The organism is Leptothoe spongobia TAU-MAC 1115, from assembly GCF_018739885.1.
Classification (GTDB): Bacteria; Cyanobacteriota; Cyanobacteriia; order Phormidesmidales; family Phormidesmidaceae; genus Leptothoe; species Leptothoe spongobia.
This window is the reverse complement of record NZ_JADOES010000013.1, coordinates 55,605-79,563: the sequence shown is the minus strand read 5'-3', so window position 1 is coordinate 79,563 and position 23,959 is coordinate 55,605. Positions and strand designations below refer to the sequence as shown.

At 45.6% G+C, this 23,959-nt stretch carries 19 protein-coding genes; 9 read left to right on the top strand and 10 right to left on the bottom strand.

Features of this window, described 5'->3' with window-relative positions; translation table 11 throughout:
* Positions 1-87: 87 nt before the first annotated feature.
* From tmk to IXB50_RS09075, 9 genes are all read left to right on the top strand, one after another.
* Complete coding sequence (gene tmk / locus IXB50_RS09115; protein ID WP_215608648.1) at positions 88-756, top strand: dTMP kinase; 669 nt, start codon at positions 88-90, stop codon at positions 754-756.
* Complete coding sequence (locus tag IXB50_RS09110; RefSeq protein ID WP_215608647.1) at positions 746-1,729, top strand: DNA polymerase III subunit delta'; 984 nt, start codon at positions 746-748, stop codon at positions 1,727-1,729. Before tmk ends, IXB50_RS09110 begins: the two co-directional genes overlap by 11 nt.
* Before the next feature lie 106 nt (positions 1,730-1,835).
* Entirely contained in the window at positions 1,836-3,014 is a 1,179-nt protein-coding gene (locus IXB50_RS09105; protein WP_215608646.1) for an efflux RND transporter periplasmic adaptor subunit, read from the top strand.
* Positions 3,015-3,016: 2 nt separating this feature from the next.
* The gene (gene devC / locus IXB50_RS09100) at positions 3,017-4,162 is read left to right on the top strand and encodes an ABC transporter permease DevC (protein ID WP_215608645.1); all 1,146 of its coding nucleotides are present in this window, start codon (positions 3,017-3,019) and stop codon (positions 4,160-4,162) included.
* A gap of 9 nt (positions 4,163-4,171) precedes the next feature.
* Entirely contained in the window at positions 4,172-5,341 is a 1,170-nt protein-coding gene (gene devC / locus IXB50_RS09095; RefSeq protein ID WP_215608644.1) for an ABC transporter permease DevC, read from the top strand.
* A gap of 59 nt (positions 5,342-5,400) precedes the next feature.
* Positions 5,401-6,189: an ATP-binding cassette domain-containing protein gene (locus tag IXB50_RS09090; protein ID WP_215608643.1), complete on the top strand. Its 789-nt coding sequence runs from the start codon at positions 5,401-5,403 to the stop codon at positions 6,187-6,189.
* A gap of 13 nt (positions 6,190-6,202) precedes the next feature.
* Positions 6,203-6,685 (top strand): type III secretion system chaperone family protein, encoded by a 483-nt coding sequence (locus IXB50_RS09085; protein WP_215608642.1) that lies wholly within the window; start codon positions 6,203-6,205, stop codon positions 6,683-6,685.
* A gap of 418 nt (positions 6,686-7,103) precedes the next feature.
* Complete coding sequence (locus tag IXB50_RS09080) at positions 7,104-8,075, top strand: sulfotransferase family protein (protein ID WP_215608641.1); 972 nt, start codon at positions 7,104-7,106, stop codon at positions 8,073-8,075.
* 395 nt (positions 8,076-8,470) lie between these two features.
* The gene (locus IXB50_RS09075) at positions 8,471-10,495 is read left to right on the top strand and encodes an elongation factor G (RefSeq protein ID WP_215608640.1); all 2,025 of its coding nucleotides are present in this window, start codon (positions 8,471-8,473) and stop codon (positions 10,493-10,495) included.
* Between the two features lie 125 nt (positions 10,496-10,620).
* Here IXB50_RS09075 and IXB50_RS09070 read toward each other — a convergent pair whose 3' ends face one another.
* The 10 genes from IXB50_RS09070 to htpG all read right to left on the bottom strand — a co-directional run bounded on the left by IXB50_RS09070 (position 10,621) and on the right by htpG (position 23,888).
* Entirely contained in the window at positions 10,621-11,463 is an 843-nt protein-coding gene (locus tag IXB50_RS09070) for a Stf0 family sulfotransferase (protein WP_215608639.1), read from the bottom strand.
* Positions 11,464-11,731: 268 nt separating this feature from the next.
* Entirely contained in the window at positions 11,732-12,547 is an 816-nt protein-coding gene (locus tag IXB50_RS09065) for a sulfite exporter TauE/SafE family protein (RefSeq protein WP_215608638.1), read from the bottom strand.
* A gap of 71 nt (positions 12,548-12,618) precedes the next feature.
* Complete coding sequence (locus tag IXB50_RS09060) at positions 12,619-13,260, bottom strand: HAD family hydrolase (protein WP_215608637.1); 642 nt, start codon at positions 13,258-13,260, stop codon at positions 12,619-12,621.
* Positions 13,261-13,286: 26 nt separating this feature from the next.
* Positions 13,287-13,838: a type II secretion system protein gene (locus IXB50_RS09055; protein WP_215608636.1), complete on the bottom strand. Its 552-nt coding sequence runs from the start codon at positions 13,836-13,838 to the stop codon at positions 13,287-13,289.
* A 114-nt stretch (positions 13,839-13,952) separates the two neighbouring features.
* A complete protein-coding gene (locus tag IXB50_RS09050) occupies positions 13,953-14,528 on the bottom strand; it encodes a pilus assembly FimT family protein (protein WP_215608635.1) in 576 nt (191 codons plus the stop codon).
* Between the two features lie 82 nt (positions 14,529-14,610).
* A complete protein-coding gene (locus IXB50_RS09045) occupies positions 14,611-15,678 on the bottom strand; it encodes a PilW family protein (protein ID WP_215608634.1) in 1,068 nt (355 codons plus the stop codon).
* Positions 15,679-15,730: 52 nt separating this feature from the next.
* Positions 15,731-16,420, bottom strand: a complete 690-nt coding sequence (locus IXB50_RS09040; protein ID WP_215608633.1) for a type II secretion system protein — start codon at positions 16,418-16,420, stop codon at positions 15,731-15,733.
* A gap of 44 nt (positions 16,421-16,464) precedes the next feature.
* Positions 16,465-20,931, bottom strand: coding sequence for a hormogonium polysaccharide biosynthesis protein HpsA (gene hpsA / locus IXB50_RS09035; RefSeq protein WP_215608632.1), 4,467 nt, complete (start codon positions 20,929-20,931; stop codon positions 16,465-16,467).
* Positions 20,932-21,415: 484 nt separating this feature from the next.
* Positions 21,416-21,652, bottom strand: coding sequence for a 50S ribosomal protein L28 (gene rpmB, locus IXB50_RS09030; RefSeq protein WP_215608631.1), 237 nt, complete (start codon positions 21,650-21,652; stop codon positions 21,416-21,418).
* Between the two features lie 256 nt (positions 21,653-21,908).
* Positions 21,909-23,888, bottom strand: a complete 1,980-nt coding sequence (gene htpG, locus IXB50_RS09025; RefSeq protein ID WP_215608630.1) for a molecular chaperone HtpG — start codon at positions 23,886-23,888, stop codon at positions 21,909-21,911.
* Between the last annotated feature and the right edge of the window lie 71 nt (positions 23,889-23,959).

Below are 23,959 nucleotides of genomic sequence, written 5' to 3'. Positions count from 1 at the left end.
GAAACTAATTTTCGAAAACTCTTGATGTTTACTCACTGAGATAGCATAGGCCAAGCAGTTAGCAAGCTTAGAGCTACTGAGGAACACATGCGGGGTAAACTCATTGTCTTTGAAGGGATTGAAGGGAGTGGTAAAACCACGCAAATCGGATATCTGCGCCAATGGTTAGAGCAAACTCTGGTCAAAAGTAGACTATCTGATTATCCAAGCGGTGTCATCGTTACCCGGCAGCCTGGAGGCACTAGCATTGGCCAAAAGATCAGACAGGTTTTGCTCCAGCCATCGACGGATACTGAGAATCTAACCAGCACATCCGAGTTATTGCTCTATGCTGCTGATCGTGCTCATCATGTAGAACGAATCTTGATGCCAGCTCTCAAAACGGGACATTTGGTCCTTTGCGATCGCTACACCGCCTCCACAGTCGCATACCAAGGCTATGGCCGACAGCTTGACCGAAACCTGATCGAAACCCTGAACACTATTGCCACAGGAGGTCTCGCCAGTGATCTCACCCTATGGTTAAAGTTGGATGTAGCCCAGGGCCTAAAACGAATAACCACTCGGGGGGAAACCGACCGCATTGAGCAGGCAGGCATCGAATTTCATCGACGAGTCCATGAAGGGTTCGTCGCTCAAGCTAAGCAGGATAAGGAGCGCTTCATTATAGTGGATGGTAGCCTGGACCAAACGACCATAGCGGAACAGATTCAAGCCATCATTTCTGGCTATTTGCAACAATGGTATGGCATCTAGAGTGTCTTCAGTTTCAATCGATAAACAGCAACTAGTCCAAAATTTTGTTCATATTATTGGACAGACTCAAGCTATTGATCTGCTAGTACAAGCTGTGATCAGACAGCGCATTGCGCCTGGTTATCTATTTGTAGGCCCGGCTGGGGTGGGTCGTAGTCTAGTGGCAACAGCCTTTGCCACGATGCTCCTGAAGGGCTCGGATGAATCACCCGCTAATCTTAAACGACGCATTCAAACTCGCAACCACCCTGATTTGTTATGGGTTGAGCCCACCTATCTACACCAAGGCAGGCTACTCACTGTAGTCGAAGCTCAGGCAGCTGGCCTCAAACGCCGAGGACGGCCCCAGGTGCGTTTAGAGCAGATTCGAGATATCGCTCGCTTTTTAGGACGGCCACCACTGGAATCTGACCGATCCGTTGTCGTGATCGAATCTGCTGAACTCATTGCTGAAGCTGCGGCCAATGGTCTGTTGAAAACATTAGAAGAGCCTGGGCAAGCTACTCTGGTCCTAATTGCCCCTGATCAACAGGCCCTATTACCCACATTGATTTCTCGATGCCAGACAATTCCTTTCCGGCGATTAGGGCCAACCGATTTGGCCCAAGTACTGATCCAGATAGGGCATCAAGACGTTTTAAATCATTTGGAAGTCCTGGGTTTGGCCCAGGGAAGTCCGGGAAGTGCGATCGCAAGTTGGCAACAGCTACAAACCATCCCCCCAGAACTCCTGCAGCAAATTAGCCAACCCATTTCTAATCTACGCAGTGCCTTAGAGCTTGCCCGTCAGATTGTGCAAACCTTAGAACCAGAATCACAACTTTGGCTCTTAGACTATCTACAGCAAAATCTCTGGCAGCAAGGCCACATTCATGGCATGGAGCAGTTAGAACTCGCCCGCAAACAGCTACTCCGCTACGTGCAACCGCGACTAGTTTGGGAAATTACGTTGATGAATTTAATTAAGGATTAGTGACGTAGTGCTTACCCATCATTCTCTACAGACGAACTAAAATAAATAGGGTAGTTTGTGACGTTTGCTCTAACATACTTACACCACAGAGGAACAAGCGCTCCGTATGGTGACCCAGTCTGCTCAACGCCCTTTTAGAAAGACTAGTTTTTGGATTGGGATAGCACTGCTTTTACTGGCAGGCAGTGCATCATTACTCGCTTTACGATCCATTCAACAGTCACGCCAGGCAGCCATTGAAGAGGCAGCCAAGCCACCACCAGAACGGGTGGATGTGGCCGCCCTGGGACGGATTGAACCCAAAAGCGAAGTGATCGATATTGCTGCAGCCGAAACGGGTGTCTTGTCTAGAATCCTCATAGAAGAAGGCTCTCAGGTAGAGGCTGGACAGATACTGGCTGAACTAGACATGTACGATATCCGTAAAGCTGAGCGTGATTATGCAGCTAGTCAATTGGCAGAAGCTCAACAAACATTAGCAGCTGAACGCAGTCTTGGGGAAGCTCGCATTGCCGAAGCCACTACAAAAGCGGGGCAAATCGATCAGCCTCAGATTCAAGCAATTGAAGCTCAATCTGCCGAAATTCGTAGCCTAGAAGCCCGCTTGTCTCTAGCAAAAATTGATCTAGCGCGATTTGAAAACTTGTTGGCCCAGGGAGCCATTACTCAGCAGGAATTTGACCGTCAACAAACAGAAGTAGACGAGCTCATCAGTAACATTGCTAACGCAATCGCAACGAAGAAACAGCTGGAGCTGGCCCGAAGCACCGATCTAGAAAATGCCGCAGCCCAGGTTTCGATGGCCAAAGCAGATTTACAACTAGCCGCTGTGGAAACTGGTGTAACGTCAGCTCAGCAAAACTTGGCTTTGGCAGAAGCGAGACTCAATCGCACGGTTATCAAAGCCCCCTCAACGGGACAAATTTTGGATATCTATGTGCGGCCAGGGGAAGCCGTATCCAACAATCGGCTCATGTCCCTGGGTAACACAAATGAAATGTACGTGGTAGCCGAGGTCTATGAAACTGATGTCGGTCTGGTTAATATCGGGCAAAACGCTACTATCACCAGCCGAAATGGAGCCTTTCAAGGCTCTCTCAGCGGCACCGTAGAAACTATCGGGCTACAGATTTTCAAGAATGACGTGCTAGATGATGACCCAGCGGCAAATGCCGATGCTCGCATTGTGGAGGTGCGCATCGCCGTGGATCAGGATGAGGCCGTGGCAATGCTGACCAATCTCCAGGTAGATGTGCTGATCGATATCAAGTCTGGGGAGAGCTAGTCATGGCTAGGGTATCGGTGGCCTGGTCCAACTTGATGCATGAGCGCACACGGCTGATAGTTGCGATCGCAGGCGTATCCTTTGCCGTCGTCCTCATTTTCATGAACCTCGGCTTTATGGGAGCCCTGATTTCCACGGCCACCAACTTCTACGAACAGTTCAACGCCGAGCTGTTCTTGATTTCCCCAGAGACCTTAGAGATCAGCACCTCCACTGCCTTTCCACGGGAGCGCATTTATCAGGTAGCCGGGGTAGATGGCGTCGAACGCATCATGCCGCTCTACAGCGAATATCTACTATGGCGCAATCCAGAAACAGGAGTGAGTCGAGGCATTTTTGTCTATGGCATCAATCCCAATGACCCAGTATTTCTGATGCCGGAGCTACAGGGCACTGAAGCCCGCCGCATTCTCAGTCGTCCCGATACTGCTTTCATCGACCGGTTATCACGTCCAGAGTTTGGTCCCCAAGAAATTGGCACGACTACAGAAGCGGATCGCCGCCGCATCACGATCGGTGGCACCTATTTTCTCGGGGGTGGCTTTGCCGCCGACGGCACGCTAATTATGAGCGACCAAAATTTTATTAGATACCTGGAGCCTCGGCCCCTCAGTCTGATCAATGTCGGCCTAGTGAAACTCAAACTCGGAGTATCCCCTGAAAAAGTAGCCGCAACGATGCGAGCATTGTTGCCCGCTGATGTGAACGTCTACACCAAAGCAGGCATCATCGAGCATGACTCTGCCTACTGGTTAGAATCCACCTCCATCGGCTTTATCTTCAGTATGGGTGTGGTGGTCTCCTTTATCGTTGGAGCCGTAATCGTCTATCAAATCTTGTTCACCGACATTCGCGATCATCTGCCCGAGTACGCCACGATGAAAGCCATGGGCTATCGCTCCCAGTATTTGTTCAAGATTGTCCTACAGGAAGCCATTTTCTTAGCAGTGCTGGGCTACATTCCTGGCCTAGCAGCAGCTCTTGGACTGTATCATCTCACTGCCACTGCAACCGCAGGTACCCTACCTGTGGCCATGAACGGGGGGCGTGTCATCTTTGTTCTGGGTCTGACACTGCTGATGTGCAGTCTATCGGGTCTCATTTCTGTGAGAAAGGCCGTCACTGCTGACCCAGCCGAAATCTTTTAGGGGGAACTCATGATTAAACGCATCCCCTTAGCCTGGCTTAATCTCACCCACGACCGTCGCCGCTTTGCCACGTCCTTAGCTGGCGTAGGCTTTGCGGTGCTGCTGATGTTTATGTTTAACGGGTTTATGAATGCCCTCTATGACAGTCAGCTGCAGTTGCTCAACCGGTTTAACGGTGAGGTGATTATCGTCAATCGGTTGCGCACCAACATGTTCGTACCCCGTGCCTTCGCTCGCAGACGCCTATACCAGGCACGCGCGTTTGAAGGAGTGCAGGATGCTTATGCCATGTATATCAGCGAAGTGAACTGGAAAAATCCAGAAAATCGTAAGTCTCGTGTTGTCAGAGTCATCGCGATCAATCCTGACGAGCCAGTACTCAATATTCCTGAAATTGAAACCCATCGCCAGGCACTCAAGCTACCGGAAACGGCCCTAATGGATACCAAATCTCGTGTTGAGGTAGGACCGGTAGAAGCGGGCGTGATTAGTGAACTGGCAGACCGATACATTCGTTTAGTCGGCACCTTCACCATAGGCACTGACTTTGCCTCGGGTAATGGCAACCTATTGATGAGTGATCAGAACTTTCTACGCTACTTTGCAGATCGAGGTCCGGAAGAAGACAAACGTAGTTTCGCCACAGTCGATGTAGGTGTGGTGAAACTTGCCCCTGGAACGAATGTGGAACGCATGGTCAAAACCTTGCAGGAGCATCTGCCCAATGATGTTTTGGTCATGGCCCGCGATGGGGAGAATGGCTTTGTGATTCGCGAGCGCAAATACTGGCAGGAGAATACTAACATCGGCTTTGTGTTTTCACTGCTCACTAGCATGGGCTTTTTTGTCGGAATTATTTTGGTCTATCAGATTCTCTACACTGATGTGGCAGACCACTGGGCTGAATACGCCACCCTCAAAGCCATGGGGTATAAAAATGGCTATCTGCTGGGCGTAGTGATGCAGGAAGCCTTTATTTTGTCAGTGTTAGGATTTATTCCTGGTGTTTTGGTGAGTCAGTTACTGTACACCGCAGCAGGTAATGCAACGGGGTTATTTTTTCAAATGACACTGGAGCGGATCATAAATCTGCTAGTCGCCACCTTCATTATGTGCTTGGTGTCAGGTGCGATCGCAGTCCGCAAAGTCCAAACCACTGACCCAGCAGACGTATTTTGAATGTGCATTGAATAGTTAACTTGAATAGTTAAGAGTAGGTGTTGAGCTAGGTTAGGAACATGTTTAAAACTCAGCCACAATCCACCTTAGATTCGTCCAGGGATGACCTAGCGGTGCAGATCCAACATCTCAACTATTTTTTTGGAGTGGGCGATCTGAGCAAACAGGTCCTATTCGATATTTCTCTAGAACTGCCCAAGGGCCAGATCGTAATTCTCACCGGCCCCTCCGGCTCGGGAAAAACCACTCTCCTCACCCTAGCCGGAGCCCTCCGACGTCTGCAAGATGGCAGCTTACGCGTCCTTGGCAAAGAACTAGTCGGTCTAGGCGATCGCGCCTTGGTCAATGTTCGTCGCAATATCGGCTTTATCTTTCAGGCTCACAACTTGTTTGAGTCCTTAACCGCCAGCCAAAATGTGGAAATGGCCGTGGAACTAACCGGAAAATTCGCCTCGAAGCGAGAGCAGTCAGTCACCATGCTCAGCGCCCTAGGGCTAGCCGACCGAGTAGACTACAAACCAAAATCTCTCTCCGGTGGACAAAAACAGCGCGTGGCCATCGCCCGTGCTCTAGTCAACCATCCCAAACTCATCTTGGCCGATGAACCCACAGCCGCCCTGGATAAAAAGTCAGGTCGGGACGTGGTGACCTATTTGCATAATCTATCGAGGCAAGAAGGATGCACTGTCCTAATGGTCACCCACGACAATCGGATTCTGGATGTGGCCGACCGGATTATCAACCTGGTAGACGGTCGCCTGGAATCAGATAGCACCCCCAATGATTTCGTTCAACATAAAACTCAAGAAGCACTAACAGAAGTCAGTGCCGACATGTTCATCATGTGACGTTCAATTTTTTATGCAATTCACCAATAGTGCCCAAGAACTGACCTATGAACGGCTGCAAGGCTATCTAAATAGCAGTCCGTTCAAACAAACCGTACAGGCCAATCAGGAAAAGCCTTACTTTGACTTGATATATCAAAACACTACATTGATTGAGCTGCGGGTACTGCCCTGGGAGACACATCCTTACCCAAATATGGAATTGGCCATTGTACGGGCCAGTAGTTGCGTTGCTGTTGGCTGTGGTCCCGAGCTAGCGCTGCTGCGTTTTTTATTGGATGAAAATCGAAAGATGCGATTTGGCGCATTTCAGACTGATGAAGCTGGCACTGTGTTTTTTGCCAATCGTATTTTGGGTGGTGAACATATGGATCCAACCGAGTTGGAGGTTTGCTTGCTGTCAGTGGGTGCGATCTCAACCCGCTACAGCGATATCATCATCGACAAATTTGACGGTCAGCGTGCTCTCAACGCCACGCCAACCTCTAAACTATAGAAGTAGAAAAAAATGAAAAATTGTCTCCCATGGAAGACCTCGCCGTTTACGATGGCATTTTTGCATTACTCGCCATCATCATTTTGATTAGCGGTTTTATCATGCTGTTTGGCAACCTAATCGGCGTGAATAACAACTGGAAGTAGCGATCCATTTCAGCCAATAGGTAACCAATTACACTCACAAAGTCATCAAACTAAATAGAGTTTTTTGGGTATATTCTCTATTCCCTAAAAATCATCAAAAAGCTAGTTCTATTGGAGTATTTTCGCCAATAGAACTAGCTTTTATCATGTTTAGTTACTTCGCTCTCAGGGAACGTTACACATAGAAATCAGATAGTCTCAATCCCCATCAGATATCCGATTCTAAATCATCGAGACTACAGCCTCAGATCCCTTGAGATAGCAGTACCTATATGAGTTCCAATATTGCTTACAAAAAGATCTTTATTGTCGGCTGTCCTCGTTCAGGCACTAGCTGGCTGAAGAGAATGATTTCCAGACATGAAAATATGATTCCTGTAAAAAATGAAAGTCATATTTATCGTCTAATCTATGAACCATTTACCTATATCACTAAACTCAATGCACAGCGACGTTGGCAACGTTGGCCACACTTTGCAAGACATTTCGGGGTCACTGCTTTATTATTTGGAGCAACCTCTTCAGATGTGTGGAAGAGTATCTTAAAGAATTATCAAATTCATCAAAGAAGCAACAATATTGGATTGCATCATCTAATTAACTATCAACAACTTAAAACCTTAATCCATCAAGTCAGACAAAACCCAGGCTCCGACTTAGAGAATGCCCAACACCTGATCCGCCTCATCCTAGATCACTATTTTTTTGAACAGACAGGTGGTCAGCCATCACAGTTTCTCCTGGAAAAAACCCCATTCCACATCAAATATGCCGATGTGATCTTAAAAAATTTCCCCGAAGCAAAGATCATCAATGTAGTGCGCGATGGCCGTGCTGTTTGCGCGTCTTTACAGGCAAGGGCTAAAAAAAAGCGATGGGCCGATTACGATACCAGAACTATCATTTCCCAATGGGAAAGATGCATTGCTTTAAGTGAAAAAATCTCCCTAGATCCAGCCTTTTCAGAGCGTATTTACTCGGTCAAATATGAGGAACTTCGACAAGATCCAGGAACTCAGCTCAATCAAATCTGTAACTTTATTGATTTAGCAATTACGCCAATAGAAATAAGTCAAATTGTAGAGTCATGCAATATTGAAAATATTAAGAATAAAGGTGCTGGGCAGCATGTCAATAAAGGAAGTATCAATAATTGGAAAACTACATTATCCCAAGAACATATCGACCTTTGGCATCAATCTGCTGGCAAAACCTTAACGCGACTTGGTTATTCCTTGGCTTAGTTTTTTAGTAACTCCAACTGGCATCGGCAACACGACATATCTGAAAGCACAGCACAGCACAGCAATGGGAAATTTTAGCCAATTTCCACCAGATATAAAACCAATTGGGCAATTTCTAAGCTCAACTCAAAACTCAACATTCAACACTCAAAACTTTAAAACCCCTTACTCTTCTTAACCTAGTGAATTTTTTCAAACCCCTTGTTATTAGAGGCTTATAGGAGCGCTAGGCTGGCCATATACCCAAGGGGTCATAACTTCTTAACCTGAGATTTCGCCCTTAATGCCCGTTGAGATGTAGTTTCCCCTAACCCACAAATTCAGACGCCCTACGACCTAACAACCCAATCTGAATTTGGCCAATTATTCTTCTCTTTAGAAAAAGGGGTAAACCTATGGCAAAAGCCGCTGTCTCTCGTTCACGAAACGTGGCGATTGTAGGCCCATACTCAAGTGGTAAAACCACCCTGCTTGAGAGTCTGCTTTCGGTCACCGATACCATTTCTCGTAAAGGATCGATTCCTGAGGGTAATACAGTTGGGGACCATACGCCTGAAGCCCGCAATCGCCAAATGACCGTGGAAACGAATGCCGCCTGTACTGAGTACGGCGGCATTCGTTTTACATTCCTTGACTGCCCAGGCTCCATTGAGCTACTCCAAGAACCGCTCCATGTATTGATGGGAGTAGATGCAGCCATTGTGGTGTGCGAGCCTGATCCGAGTCGAGTGCTCACCGTATCACCTTTATTACATTTCCTGGATAAGTGGGAAATTCCCCACGTTGTCTACCTCAACAAAATGGATCGCGCCAGTGCCTCGTTTGCTGAGGTACTAGATGCGCTTAAGTCAGTATCAAGTCGTCCCCTAGTCCCCCATCAGTACCCAATTGGTGTCAGTGAAGACTTGATTGGATTCATCGATTTAGTTAGCGAGCAAGCCTATCACTATCATGCTGGTGCTGCTGCCGACCCTGTACCGCTGCCCATGGAACTCGCCGAAGAGGAAAAAGCAGCCCGTACAGAAATGTTAGAAACCCTGGCTGATTTTGACGATCACTTACTAGAGGAACTGCTGGAAGAAATCGATCCACCACAAGACGAAATCATCCAGGATCTAAAGATGGAACTGGGCGCAGATCTGGTAGTACCGGTCTTTGTCGGTGTGGCTTCCAAAGACTATGGTGTCCGGCCACTGCTAGATGCCTTAGTGCGTGAAACACCTGACCCTCAGGTCACCGCTGAACGACGCGGCATTGATCTCAGCTCTAGTGAACCTTTAATCCAGGTGCTCAAAACCTATTACAGTCCCCAAGGTGGAAAGCTGTCCCTAGCAAGATTGTGGCGCGGCACATTGAAGGATGGTGCGAGCCTCGGTGTTGACCGCATGGGTGGTTTGTATTCATTGCTGGGGAGTCAGCAACAGGCCCTGAGCGCAGCAGAGGCAGGCAGTGTGGTTGCGATCGCACGCTTAGAACATGCCAAAACCGGCGACACCCTCAGCACCGTAGAAACAGCTGAAAACCTACCCACAGCAGATATCCTGCCAGCCGTTTACTCCTTAGCCATTGCGCCCGAAAAACGGGATGACGAAGTTAAACTCAGCGGAGCTCTCAACAAGCTAGTAGATGAAGACCCCGCCTTGCACTGGCAACAACACGGAGACACCCACGAAGTTATTCTATGGGGACAAGGGGATGTCCATCTAAAAATTGCCATGGACTTGCTCAGTCGCAAGTACAACTTGCCCATGACCACTCACACGCCCCAGGTGCCTTACAAAGAAACCATCCGCCATGCCAAGGAAGACATTCGCGGACGCTATAAGCACCAAACTGGCGGTCATGGTCAATTTGGTGATATTTACATCGATATTCAGCCATTACCCAGAGGTGAAGGGTTTAAGTTTGATCAGAAAATCGTCGGTGGCGTAGTCCCCAGGCAATATATCCCCAGTGTCGAAACTGGCGTACGAGAATTCCTTAAGCAAGGTCCCTTGGGCTTTCCCGTAGTCGATGTGTCGGTCACTCTAAAAAACGGGTCCTACCACCATGTGGATAGCTCAGACCAAGCCTTTAAACAGGCCGCGCGCATAGCCATGCAAACCGGTTTACCCGAGTGTAAACCCACCCTGTTAGAGCCCATCGCATCTCTATCTGTATCGGTTCCAAACCGTTTCACATCAAACGTCCTCACCTTGATCAGCGGTCGTCGTGGTCAGGTCATGGGCTATGACAACAAAGCCAACTGGCCCGGTTGGGATGAGGTATCGGCCCAATTACCCGTTGCTGAAATGCAGACTTTGATCCTGGAATTACGCTCCCTAAGTATGGGTGTTGGCTTCTTTAGCTGGCAATACGACCACTTAAGTACGGTGCCAGAACGACTCAAAGCCAAGATCGTGGCTAAAGCAGAGCATTAGAGATTCTAAGACTCCAGGTCAAATGACTCCGTACAAGATTTAGACTCTCTGCAAAGGCTATACAAAAATCAGGTCGAGGTAGTAGTTTTTATTACCTCAACCTGATTTTTATTATGTCTAGCACATTAGCTATCTTGATATTTTTTCATCAGAGCATGTCTAACTGAAACTCTGAAGTTTGAGTAATTCTTAATTAAAGATTCAGGAATAGCACGATAGTAAAAATACCATCTCTTATTAACTTGATTAGATAGTTTCTTAGTTGGAATATCAAAAGTCTGAGAGTCTGTTTTAATACCTAAAAAATCAAGTACATCGTGAATACTTTTATCAAAAGATGCAACCAATTCTTCATATACAACCTCATAAAATCCAATGGAATTCTCTTCGAAAAAGCTTTTCCATTGATTATTCATTTTCTGTAGACCCCACTTATATCTATAGATTCCTAGGGGATTAAACAGAAGTATCCTTGTTTTTTGGGGTTTAGAATAGCGGGCCACATCAGCATTCTGTTTAGGCACTGTCCATGTACCAGTTTGATAGGCAACCTCGGTAGATATAGCTTGCTTAAGAATATCTCCCCTCCTAATATAAATAAATTTTGTATTAGGAAACATATAGTTTATAACTTCTAAATTTGAAGCACTTTTTAGTTCTTCTATACAAGAACGACAGATAACCAGAAAATCTTGTAACTGATCCCAGTGCATTTTGACTCCAAAAACACCTTCTTCAGAAGAGTTTTCTTCGATAACTTTGCAGTAGTAATCGTAAAAATACTCTGGATTATCTACACTAATAGCTCGCTCACTCAAAAGACGTGGGTGGAAGTGTTCTCTAGGGTTTCCCGCAACCTCTATAGTACCTAGAGTTCGACAAAACAAAGTACTTCCTGAACGGCCTGTGGAACAAATAATATAGCTGTTTTTTATACTGTTCCTGATTGAATTATCAACAGTTTTCATATCAGCTACCTATTTATTTTATAGTAATTAATAATGGATAAAATAATCTTAATTCAACGATATTCGTTGAACTTGTCAACCCTCAAAAGACACTAACACAAGATTTAGACATACCCTTAAAAGGGTATGTCACTTACTTTAAATAGTCTGCCCGTAGTCAGAAGTAAACTTTAAATCAACTGTATTAAACCTTGTCCACGTCCAGGACGGTCGTTGTACCTTAGGAGAAACTACAGGTTTCAACTTGGACGTAGTTTAGAAACCAAACTCAAGCCAAAAGCTGTAGTCCACCACCAAACATCCTTAACCCAATTACCACTAGCAGCAATCCAAAAATACGTCTAAGTTGCTGAGGTGAAATAATATGCGATAACTTAGTGCCAATCGGCGCTCCAATTACAGTGAATGGAGCGACTAAAGCTACGGCAGGCCAATAGATATAACCCGTTGCCCAGGAAATATTAGTGTACCCGCTAGAAAATAGTAAGAATGATACTGTGCCAACAATCGCTATCGGCAACGTAAACGATGCTGATGTACCACTCGCTTTACTCATGGGCAAACCGCAGTAAAGCAAAAACGGTACGCTGATAGCTCCACCACCAATACCTAAAATCCCTGATTTAAAACCGATTAAGGTACCGACAAGGGCAAAAACCCATATGGGGGGCATAGTCGTTTCTTCAAAAGCAGGCTTCCAGTCAAGCAAAATTTTGATAGAAACTACTAAGAGAAATGCACCAAAGATAATCTCTAACCAATGAGTATCTAGATGATTAGAGAGTAAGTTACCTAGTATTACCCCAACACCAATTGCTGCAATAATGCGGCCAAAAATTCCCCATTGAACATCGCCTCGCAAATGATGGGAAAACGTAGACGATGCCGAGGTAAAAATCATAATACACATGGCACTGCCTGCTGCTAGATGCATCAAACTATAGCTAGGCAAATCCATTAATGAAAATAGGTAAAACAACCCAGGGACAATGATCATGCCACCGCCAATGCCAAGCATACCGGCCATGGTGCCAGCACCGATACCTAACAGAGCAAACAGAGCAAAATCTAGGTAGCTCACCATATGAAATTGAGGAGACAAGAGGACTAAATAGTATTCTATCCTTTCCCTTGTTATCCAGGCGTCTAAAATCGCTATAGATCTAGCAAATTCAGGCTTTCGATGGGTCTGCTTTCGGTTATTAGTATCGTTTGTAAACCGAGTTGCTGCGCAGCTTGTAAATTGTGAGCTGTATCGTCTAAAAACAGTGTTTTTGCTGGGTCTAAATGATTATCATCAATGACTCTTTGGAAAATACTCGCATTTGGTTTGCGATCGCAAACCAAATGCGAATAATAGGTCCTCTCAAATTGCTCAGCCAATGTAGCGATATGGGTCCCCATAGCTTCAGCGAATTTGCAGTCAACCGTCACTAAATGCAATTCATTGATATTCGATAGTAAAAAGATTCGCTTTTTCTGACCAACCTGTCTCACAAGCTCAACTCGCTCGAATGGAAAATCAAGAATCAACGCACTCCAAGCAGCATCAATAGCCTCATCACTAGCCTCAAAGCCAAACAATTGCTTCATACCTTGCCGAAACTCAGCAGCAGTAATAGCACCGACTTCAAACTGAGAAAATATCTCTGCCTGGCCTTGCTGGCTATATTGCTTAGCAATATCATAACCAGCCAGTCTACTCAATGCCTGGATAGTCAGGTCATAGTTTAGATTAACAATCACCCCACCCAGATCAAAGATAATACTGTCAACAATACTCAGTTGATAACTCATACACGACCAGCATATTCCTCTAATATTTAATAACAATACCGCCCAGATGAACTTGCCCGTTGTTGCTCTTGTGCTTTACGTACAGCACCTAACAAAGTAGACATCACAACACAGCGTTTAAGAGTTGGGGCCTCGCTACTGGTAAGTGTAAGCGTGCGTGTGCGTGACGATAAATGTCCTTTGTAATTAAATCGAATATAGTAAGCGCCATTCCGACTATCCAATGTTGTATCTGCAAGATCAATGTCAATAGTATCGCTACCAAGACTTTGCCAGACAGTTGGCAGATCTTTCTGAGCATGACTAGCCCATTGGACATCCCCAGTCGGAGTTTCACGGATACTCAATTGCCAAGTTAACTGGTTAGTTTGTGCATAGGTTTGCGTATTGCGAATAGCAAAGAAGATGTTAGCTTGTGCATCAGAAAGTTTCCATCCCTCCAAAAACGTTAACCAACTGGGAACAGATATCGCCCCAATCAAACCCAAAACAGCTATAACAATTAACGTTTCAAGTAGAGTAAAACCACTATTTTTTCGATTATAGAATCGCTTTTGAAGAGGATATCTGAACAACATAAGCTACTGATGCCTTAATACATCAGTAGCTTAACCAAGCAATCAAATAATCAGAAACCTTAGTTCTACTCAAGTAATCAACGAGAGAAGAAAACACCACCAGATAACAGATTTTTAATCTGCCTTACGGATGGAACCAAGGATAGTTTCAATCACAATTGATTTTGCTGTGACATCGGTTGCATCATCTTCTGCAGTCGATGAACTAGATACAACCAACTCTCTGCCAACAATATCATCGGTGGATTCATCAATATTCCCCCTATAATCAAACCGAACGTAGTAGAGGTTAGCAGAGCCATCCTCACGCACCGCATCACGAGGCAAAGAAATTGAAGTATTGATTTCTAGTCCCACTGGAGATTCTTCCCAAGCACTATCTTGAGGAATTGCATTTCCAGGATTTGTCGGTTGCACAACCCACTGAACAATATCTTCACCGCCAGCTTTTTCTCGAAGTGTGAGCTGATAAGAGGTATTTCGCTGTTGAGAAATTGCCTGGGCTCTGAGTAAATCTTGATAAATGTTGTCACGAGTAGTGACAATGCGCCGTCGGTCTAAATATCCGAGCCAACCAGGAGCCGCAATAGCCGCTAAAGCACCAGCAAAAACAACAACTACGATAACTTCAATCAGAGTGAAGCCTCCTGCAGAACTGATATCACGACGAAAAACCAACGACCTCTTCATAATTTTCTCATATACTATTAAAAATTGGCATTAGAGTCAGCTAAATTGAACTTTGCAGTAATCTTGCAGTTGAGTATAGCAACTACAGTGACGTTCCCCGGTCAACCACACCTCTAACCTGGGTCTGACGCGACAAAATCGGCAACTTACTCAAATCATTAGCAGGGTTCAACGTGGCACGTGTGAAATCATTACCATCTGCAGGCTGCGCATCTCCGCTAACAAACAGAAACACATCCTGAGCCCCTCGAAAAGTAGCCCCTGCCGCTAATCTAGCCCGTAAATCAACTGCTGATAAAGAACTATTATCTACATCGGGGTCCCTGACACAAGCAAAAAAACCAGTTCCCTGCGCAGCATCAGGAGGTGACGGAACATAGGTTGCAGGAATACCAGTTATCGCATCACAGTCAACAGCAGTAGCTCCAACTGTTGCAGTACTCACTGGGAGACTAATATAGTCAACTAACACATCATCGGTTCCATCCACAGCAGCAGATGGAGCCCAATTTTCAAAATCATTAACTTGGCCCGTAGCTGCTGCACTACTAGGATCCACATAACCAGCACGTTCTACTAAAGCACCGCCGCTTCTGCCGTAACGAGGTAGCTCATAACGTATCAGTCTGGACTGCCCCTCCCACACCAAAGCATTGTCAAAAGGAGCATGTATATAGACAACTAAAGAATATTCAGCTCGGCGAGTAAGCAACTCCTCACAGCCGGTTGCCCCCAATGTTGGATTGTCTGTCTGACAAGCTGCAACAGTATCGGCAATATCAGCTTCAGGAATCTCTGTGGGTCGCCAAAAAGCTAGAACATCAGTAGACCCAGCACTATTGGGCATATTGGGGTCATTCAATAACGCCCTCACCCCACTGGGATCAGGATAAACATAAACGGCCTCTTGTAAATCATTACTGATATAGTCAAGGGCACGCTGAGTATCTTGTTGCACCCGGCTTAAACGCACTTCTCTTTGATCAACGCGTAGGACGTTAACCACCACAGCCAAAAGACCAGAAACAACAATACCAGCGATGGCTGTTGTAACCAGAAGCTCAGTTAATGTAAATCCTTTATGCCTGGCCTGATGATGATTTTTTAGTAAGTCACCAAGCAAACGACGACGACGTAACTTCCAACTCATTGTTCAATCCTCAGGTAGTGCCTCTAATCTGCTGTTGTAGTAAGTTTCGAACCTAACAGGCACCCGGTGCCGATGCCGTTTGTCCAGTTGTACTCTCGATGTAATTGTAGTAATCACACAGCGATGTGGCAGTATCACTCTTAATAACTGTCGTATAAAGTACTGCCAATGGATTTGTTGCCGCACTTCCTGTCGACAAACCACGCCCCTGAACACGAGCAGCCTCAGTACCCAGGTCGGCAGCAGGCTTGTCTAATGCATTTGCCGTATATACTCTCACGCCAAAATCAAGGGCAACTCCACTAGTTGTGGTTGTTGTGGAATTTCGAAACAGCTGAATTGCAAAATCCGTAGTCCCGTCAGAATCTATGTCTACAGGTTTTGCAAAGTTCAAGTCTGTTTGATAACGATTCGCAGCAGTCAACTCTATATCCTCTGGAGGAGGAACGCTAGCTTCAAAGTCCGCCACTGAATTAATACCAGCAGGAGTAGCTGGCAACAGTGCATTAACCGCAGCAATATTACTGCTATCTCCCCGCTCAATCACTAGTCGCAATTTATCAATTTCACTTTGGGCTAACTGTAGCGCCTGCTCAGTCCTCTGACTTTGAACACGAGTACCCACCGCCAGCAAAACAACAGGAGATATCATGGCCACTGAAACACCAATGACCGTAATCGCAACAAGACATTCGACCAGAGTTAAACCCTGATTATCTGCTTTAGGAACTCGGCGCATCATAGGTTCAAATCTCAATGAATATCGATTAAACAGTAGAACAATGATCAGAGGCTAGCTTGACAATCTGCCAAAGTTGCATATTGCGGATCGACCTGGACATAGTTACCACCGGCATCAGTTGGACAGCGCAGCGGCTTGACATAGGGATCCTCTAAGTCAACCTGACGATAGTACTCGTTTCTAGGTCGTCCCAACGTTATAAATCGCTCCGCGATGGGAGCAGAGCTTACATACTGCAGGGCTACGTCATAACCCCAAATACGATCAGCCGCATTGTAATAGCCAATAAACAAGTCTGAATTGCTAGTATCTCCTGGAGACCATGCATCTTGGTCATAAGGGGCTGTAGCTTGGGTACTAAAATTGAGCTGGAAAAAGCCACCCGAAATATATAAAGGCTTATTCTTCCAATATTCCAAAAGGCGAGGGAAATTATGTAGTCCCCCGTAGGGCTGCGCAGGACGCGACGGAACAATACCAGCAATCAGCAGGGCGTTCACTCTGGTCGCGTTGGCATCTAAATCCGCTGTAATAGCCTCTGAACGACGCTGCCTCCTGTATTCACCAACATTAGCGGGATAGTCAAAGTAGATATATGACGTATTGTTGCCTGTCCCATTCGGGAAAGGAGCGTATGTACCAGATTGATTCGACTTGAGCACACCATTGCGATCAAACCTAATGGGCAAATCAACATTAGTACTGCCTACGACCTCTTCATCCTCGCGTTGGTATGTAGACTTACTCCGATTACTACTATGCCTAGGTCGGTGGAAATTAGTAAAAGAACTATTAATTATGGGTGTACCTTCTGCAGTTCCCCTACGTTTAATAAACGCATCTTCCACAACACCATCTAAATACGTATCGGAAAGAATCGTAATCGCATCTGCAAATATCTCAACAGGTCGCCACTTATCTTCTGCAGGATTAGCAAATCGACTGTCTAAATCAGCTGCCAAACGCCCATAAAAGTTTGTACGTGCAGTAGCTTCGTTTGCAGTTGCAAAATCAGCATCGGCTAAAAATGAGCCCCCTGTAAACTCTTGCAGTTCTGCAGGAGTTCCAGTCTTAGTTTCATGGAGATTTAGATCACCTTTGATATAGAGCGAATTATCGGTGACCAATGTCATTCCAGCCGCTTCAATATCATCAGACCGATTCAAATTGGCTCCATTAAAAATTCGAAACCCATTAGGACGACGCATCGGATCAGCCACTAAGTCTACTGGCTTCACACTAATACCCGTCGTTGGGTTCAAAGGAGGGTCAAAGGTACCACGTTGCGAACCGTCGGTGGGAACATAATCCATATAACATTCGGCATTAGTCAACAGATTATTAAAGACACGACAGTTGTTCGCAGTCGCACTGGCAATGTCATCGTCCCAGTTAGCGCTTGTATGCTTCGGTCTGACAATGCTGTCTTCGCGGACAGCATCCTCCCTAAAGGTATAGACAATGCCACCCCTTTCCGGAATCCACTTAATGCCGGAGGTTCCAACCGTATTAAGGGTCAGATTACCAATGTCTAAATCCGTAACGCGCGAACTCATCAATTCACGGCCATCCATCATGCTCTTATCTAAAAATGTGGTGGCATAGAAAGTACCGTTTGCGTTGATATAGTTCTTTGAGAAATAAAGACGGTTATTTTGACCAGAGGTCAAATAGGCTGTTGTATCCGTAAAATCAGGAGCAACGCCCGTATCTGCATCAGTCACCACAGAAGCCTTTGGTTGATTAAACGAACCAGGCGCTAACGGTGCCAGATCAATATCAGCGGGATTAACAGCAGCATAGATAGTGGTTGCATCATTGATACCGCCAGTAATCGCTGCACCAGACACTTGAGAAATATATGGAACATCTGTGCCTGTTAGATCTTCCGTAAAGTACTCCTCAGTCAAAGGCTGAGGAGACGGTGGAGTTGTTGCCCCAACGCCAATTTGATCATGATCTTCAATCGGGAACAGGTAGTAAAGAGCCGGATACTTAACAGTCGTTGCTAAACCAAGAGCCGTTGTATTGAAACCATACGTACGATCTCGCTCAATTTGATCTCTTAATTCCAATATCACCGGATCTGTACTGCCAGCCGTAACTTCGTCCTGTACTGACTGTAAGTTATAGGCCAGCATCCCCAACGAACAGGCCGAACTGTGCAACGTTGATTTATCTGCTGGGCTGAGGTCATCGTACTGCGCCGTTGTTGTTACACCATAGGTGTCAAAAATACGACGTAGGATCGAGAAATCCCCCCACATAGATAAATAAGGGTAGGGATGCACTAAGTTCGCCGTATTGGCATTACTACCACTAAAGGTAATATTTTCAGTTCCTTGAACAGCAGGAAATGAGGGAGCACCGCCTAACGGATCACCGGCAAAATAGGCTAAGTTTCTCAGGGCCTTACCAAGAGGCTGGGTATCAACCACTGCACTAGCAAAATTAGCAGGCGTTGCATAGGCACTTTGAAAATCAAATTCCCAGCCATTAGTGCCTACACCGTTCAAGAAATCAATTTTCCAATCATTAGTAGATGGATTAGCTGGATACTGAGTGAATGTTCGACTATTTTCCAGGGTTTTGTCTGTACCTGGATGAACCGTAGACGCCATACACATGTATGGCAACTCGCCATCATCCTCAGTGTAGTGATAAACAATCATCCCCTGAACAGCCGCCAGGTTATCCCGAAGGGAGCGCTGCTGCAAAACCTCTCCAGGCTCTTGGGCGACAACAGATGTATCAATCAACGAACTCTGAACCGTTTTTTGAGGATAAAGCGGATCATCGCTCCCTCCCCAACCAAGAGAATTTCCTAACTCTAAACGCTGACCCACAACAACCCGCAAGCCTTGCTTAATGGCCCGACGCTCCCAATAACCATCCAAGCCAAAGACCTCATTAGCTGCGTCATCAACAACAAGGGCGTCATGACTTAGCGGAATATCTTGACCACTTAGATTAGGCGATATCGCAACACCATCTTGTTCATCCAGAGCTTGCTGACTGTCGTAACGGAACTTAGGACCATAGCGACCATCCGCACGGTAACCATCATCCAGGAAAGGACGAACAGTATCATCCTGGTCAAGCTCAACTCGTCCATTGCGGTCAGCGTTTGTCGCAATAGCATTGGCCCAAGCGGGATCATCACGATAGTTAGCAGGTGTTAAATGAGATGAACCGTCCTTTGTAAAAATATTAACTGGATCAATCGCAATGTCTGACGGCTTGTCGGTAGTATCAACAGAATCATTACTGGAGTCAGCAGTATCACCCGGATCACCTAACTCAGTTATGACAGGCACATTACCAGCAAAGTTTCTAGATGAATGATACTCAACGTTCGTACCATTATTTCCCCACTTCAACTCAAAGTCGTCGTTGAGAATACTGCCACCGATTAACTCGCCTCTGAAATCATTGGCATCAGTGATGCTACCGTTACCATCATTATCAATCGAGTTCAGACTGATTTCGGATGACGCTGGATCATTAATACAAGAGCTTTGCGCACTGACTAAATAGGCCTTGAAACTTTGTCCTGTGATTAGGTTTGCTTCGGTATGCATAGCGCCATTCCACCGAAAGTCAGAACCTGGAAAAATATCTAAGTCATATCGGAACCAGGCACCCCAACGACTCCCACGTTGAGCAACACGCACTTGCTGATATTCCCCAGCATTCACAGCGCGATTGACACCATCACCAGTCGCTGACAATACATTAACTTGAATATTTTTCTCTAAGCGAGAGCCGCCCCCAACTTCGTACCAACCACTACCGGCCAAAGAGCCAATTGGGCAGTTACCACCTGGGTCCCCAGCACTGATAGGGCCATTTCGAGTTACCTGGCTTTGAACTTTTTCATCAACGCCATCCCCGTCAGCATCAACTTTGCTTTGGATCGTAATGTCAAATTCACCATCCATATCCGCATCTATGCCGTTGTCACTCTGCACAAGAATTGAGTAGACAACGTTACGTCCTTGAAAATCAAAAGCCCATGCGGGTTCTAGGCCAGTGGTATTAACAGTCGGTGCCACATTGCCAGGCACAATGTCTAACTGCGTTTCATCGGGTAATGTATAGGGATCATTAGCTCCTCCAGCATTTGCCAATAACGCCTCAATCAAGTCTTGACTAGAAGGAGGTCGTTTGTCGGCGACCCTGCCATCATTGGCAAACATGTATTCTATCTTTGCTCGGGCCCGATCAATAGCAGGAGCAGCAATTTCATCAACGACCTTCTGCTCACGTAAAGCAATCGTACGCTCAACCCTAGAAAAAGAACGAAAACTGAGCCCCCCAACCGTCAATGACACCACAAGCAAGAGTAATACGGTCGTTGGCAAGACAAAACCTGCGTTATTAGTGCGTGTGATGCGTGCACCAATGAAAATAAGCCTTAGCAACCAAGCCATAAATCGCTTGGGTAGCCGCAAAAATTGGAGGAATAATAAATGACGATTAGACACTCGAGAGCGTTTTGGAGTAGACATCGCTGACTGTTAAAGATGAGCGGTAGACCTGGTGCAGCTAAGGCAACTGTGACCATTGATCTGACCCCATAGGGTCAAACATTTGAAACCTTCAGGGAACAACCGAAGATTAAATCGGCATCTACATACCCCATAGTAGACTTGCCTAGAGTAAACCCTCAATTACCCAAACGGTAATCAGGATAGTAACTGAATATTTACTTTTGAATTTACCCATCCATTGTAAAAAATCGATCAGGTAGTCGTTCAAACGGTATAGCTATCCAACATCCCCAAAGGCTATACCATTTTGACAACAATGATTCTACGTTTCTGGCCATCATTACATACACTAAACCCCCTGGCTAAGACGCACAGGGGGTTTATCTGTGAATACACTAAATTCTAACTTGGGAAAGAACCAATCAACCGCAAAACAGATGTCAAACCTTATGAAAGGCGTTCTCTATAGATGAGAACCATCTGAATGTATGTTGTCAGCAATCTAATACTTACTTAAATCAAGACCAGCTTCACGAGCCATTGCTTCAATACCTTTCTTCTCCAAAGTCTTAATCGCTTTAGCAGATAGACGAAGCTTTACCCAACGTTTACCAGTAGGCCACCATACTCGCTTGTCTTGGAGGTTAACGTGTTGTAAACGCTTAGTACGTCGATGAGAGTGAGAAACAGCAAAGGCATTATTGGCCTTCTTATTCGTTAGATCGCATCTGCGGCTCATGGCACAGTCCTTGGAATACAGTCCTTAATGATTGCATAACTCCCCTATAGGAAGCAACCACCACTGCCATCTTCGATACCAAAGCAGACCTATTATGACAGTGTCTATCAGCCAAGATTGATTATTTTTTCTGAACTAAAAGCTAAGAGTTAGAACCCAGCAACAGACTGAATCCTAACTCTTAATTACTCAAGGCCTGGATTTTGATGAAGTTTTCAGGCTTACTTCATATACTCAGAAATTTGCCAAGCAGTATCTAGGCTTTGGTTAGATCCGTTAACAGGCTATTTGAGCGCTCAACAAAAGACTTCATACCATCAGCATCAAATCCTTTTTGAGCCATTAGGGCCAAATCATACACATGTTGACAAATCATATTGGCCATTGCCGATGTTGGCGACTGACCACCATCGGTCTGCACAATCGCCCCCTGGCTCATATCTAGTAAATTTTGAATCAGCGGATGAGCTGTATTTACTAATAATGTATGTTCTTCAGGAAACTGTGCCGTCTGCTGCTGCATCATGGCCATCATTTCTTGCATCCGCCGCATTTCTTCGGGTAATAGCACAATGGCCGGTGGCGCACCTTGGGCATCATCGGACTTGAGAGCATCCGTACGGATAGTTACTTTAGGCTTATTCAGCGACTGTTCAAATAGCTCCTTAACCCGTTCACCTTTAGTTTTGTTAGTTGTTGGGTCAACGATATCACCACCAGCTGACTCATCAATCAGCGTGTCATCAAGGTCAGAATCGACACGGGAAAATTTAACGTCAGAATATTCTTGCTCTAAAAACGGTACAAAGTGAGTATCAATGAACGAGTCTAGGTATAGAACCTCTAATCCCTGACGCTTATGTAAATCGATGTAGGTAGCTTGAGACACTTCATCAGTAGCATAGAAAACTCGGTTTTCATGCTTATCCTGATTACGCTCCAGGTATTCCTTTAGCGTCGTATAGGCATTACCTTTAGCATCGACCGCAGCAGCATTTTCCCCATCAGCAGACTGCCACGCATCATCCTCTCCTGATTGAACCTCTACCTTGGGCTGATCGCTAGCCAGCTCTGCTGTCGTACGGAAAATCACAAAGTCAGCAATCTGCTGCTTGAACTTATCATTATTGAGGGAGCCAAACTTAACAAAGGTACCCAAGTCTTGCCAGCACTCAATGTACTTGGTTTTATCGCTGCGATACAGTTCCTTAAGACGATCGCCTACCTTCTTGGCAATGTAGTCAGCAATACGGCGTACTGTCCGATCATTCTGCAAAAAACTACGGGATACATTCAGCGGAATGTCAGTACTATCGACTACACCCCGCAAAGGCAGCAAAAATTGAGGAATGATTTCTTCACAATTATCACTGACGAAAACTTGATTGCAGAATAGCTTGATCTGCCCTTTAGTCACATCTACATCGGGTCGTAGTTTCGGAAAGTAAAGAATCCCGTTGACAACAAAGGGGTAATCAGTGTTCAGATGAACCCACAGCAAAGGCTCTTCCTGAAATGGATATAAATAACGATAAAGCTCTAGATACTCGTCATCGCTAAGACCACTGGGCGACTGCTTCCAAGGAGCATTTTGCTTATTGGCCACTTCCCCATCTAGCTTAATGGGGACAGGCATAAAGTCACAGTAGGTCTTAATCAGCTGCTGGATGCGTGAGGTTTCCAGATATTCAGCCTCTTCCTCCATTAGGTGCAGAGTGATGGTAGTCCCTTGCTCAGTCCGCTCCGAGTCACTAATCTCGAAGGATGTCGTACCATCACAGGTCCAGTGGATCGCAGTAGCCCCATCCTGATAAGACAAGGTATCAATGTCTACTCGATCAGACACCATAAATGAGGAGTAAAAACCAAGACCGAAATGACCAATGATATTTTGGTCAGCATTGTCTTTATATTTGGTAACAAATTCCTCCGCACTAGAAAAAGCTACCTGGTTAATGTACTTTTTCACCTCATCAGCGGTCATACCAATGCCGTTATCGCTGATACTGATGGTTTTAGCATCTTTATCGATAGCAATGGTTATTTCTGGCTCACCAACTTCACCCGTAAAATCCGAACTACGGGAGACCATATTCAGCTTGCTAATAGCGTCCACCGCATTGGAAATTAGCTCCCGCAGAAAGATTTCATGGTCAGAATAGAGCCATTTTTTGATGATCGGGAAAATATTCTCAGTATGGATACTGATATTACCTTTCTCAAGCATGGTTGTCATTGGAACTTACAATTCCTTTAATTCGTGTCCATTGATCTGTAAGTTTTATTTGACATGTAAATAAACAAGTA

Excerpts from the sequence above, each read along its gene's own strand:
- devC (WP_215608645.1), top strand. The coding sequence starts at position 3,017 with ATGGCTAGGGTATCGGTGGCCTGGTCCAACTTGATGCATGAGCGCACA.
- IXB50_RS09075 (WP_215608640.1), top strand. The coding sequence starts at position 8,471 with ATGGCAAAAGCCGCTGTCTCTCGTTCACGAAACGTGGCGATTGTAGGC.
- IXB50_RS09105 (WP_215608646.1), top strand. The coding sequence starts at position 1,836 with ATGGTGACCCAGTCTGCTCAACGCCCTTTTAGAAAGACTAGTTTTTGG.
- IXB50_RS09065 (WP_215608638.1), bottom strand. The coding sequence starts at position 12,547 with ATGGTGAGCTACCTAGATTTTGCTCTGTTTGCTCTGTTAGGTATCGGT.
- IXB50_RS09110 (WP_215608647.1), top strand. The coding sequence starts at position 746 with ATGGCATCTAGAGTGTCTTCAGTTTCAATCGATAAACAGCAACTAGTC.
- IXB50_RS09045 (WP_215608634.1), bottom strand. The coding sequence starts at position 15,678 with ATGAGTTGGAAGTTACGTCGTCGTCGTTTGCTTGGTGACTTACTAAAA.
- IXB50_RS09055 (WP_215608636.1), bottom strand. The coding sequence starts at position 13,838 with ATGTTGTTCAGATATCCTCTTCAAAAGCGATTCTATAATCGAAAAAAT.
- IXB50_RS09050 (WP_215608635.1), bottom strand. The coding sequence starts at position 14,528 with ATGAAGAGGTCGTTGGTTTTTCGTCGTGATATCAGTTCTGCAGGAGGC.
- tmk (WP_215608648.1), top strand. The coding sequence starts at position 88 with ATGCGGGGTAAACTCATTGTCTTTGAAGGGATTGAAGGGAGTGGTAAA.
- rpmB (WP_215608631.1), bottom strand. The coding sequence starts at position 21,652 with ATGAGCCGCAGATGCGATCTAACGAATAAGAAGGCCAATAATGCCTTT.
- devC (WP_215608644.1), top strand. The coding sequence starts at position 4,172 with ATGATTAAACGCATCCCCTTAGCCTGGCTTAATCTCACCCACGACCGT.
- hpsA (WP_215608632.1), bottom strand. The coding sequence starts at position 20,931 with ATGTCTACTCCAAAACGCTCTCGAGTGTCTAATCGTCATTTATTATTC.
- IXB50_RS09090 (WP_215608643.1), top strand. The coding sequence starts at position 5,401 with ATGTTTAAAACTCAGCCACAATCCACCTTAGATTCGTCCAGGGATGAC.
- IXB50_RS09080 (WP_215608641.1), top strand. The coding sequence starts at position 7,104 with ATGAGTTCCAATATTGCTTACAAAAAGATCTTTATTGTCGGCTGTCCT.
- IXB50_RS09085 (WP_215608642.1), top strand. The coding sequence starts at position 6,203 with ATGCAATTCACCAATAGTGCCCAAGAACTGACCTATGAACGGCTGCAA.
- IXB50_RS09040 (WP_215608633.1), bottom strand. The coding sequence starts at position 16,420 with ATGATGCGCCGAGTTCCTAAAGCAGATAATCAGGGTTTAACTCTGGTC.
- IXB50_RS09070 (WP_215608639.1), bottom strand. The coding sequence starts at position 11,463 with ATGAAAACTGTTGATAATTCAATCAGGAACAGTATAAAAAACAGCTAT.
- IXB50_RS09060 (WP_215608637.1), bottom strand. The coding sequence starts at position 13,260 with ATGAGTTATCAACTGAGTATTGTTGACAGTATTATCTTTGATCTGGGT.
- htpG (WP_215608630.1), bottom strand. The coding sequence starts at position 23,888 with ATGACAACCATGCTTGAGAAAGGTAATATCAGTATCCATACTGAGAAT.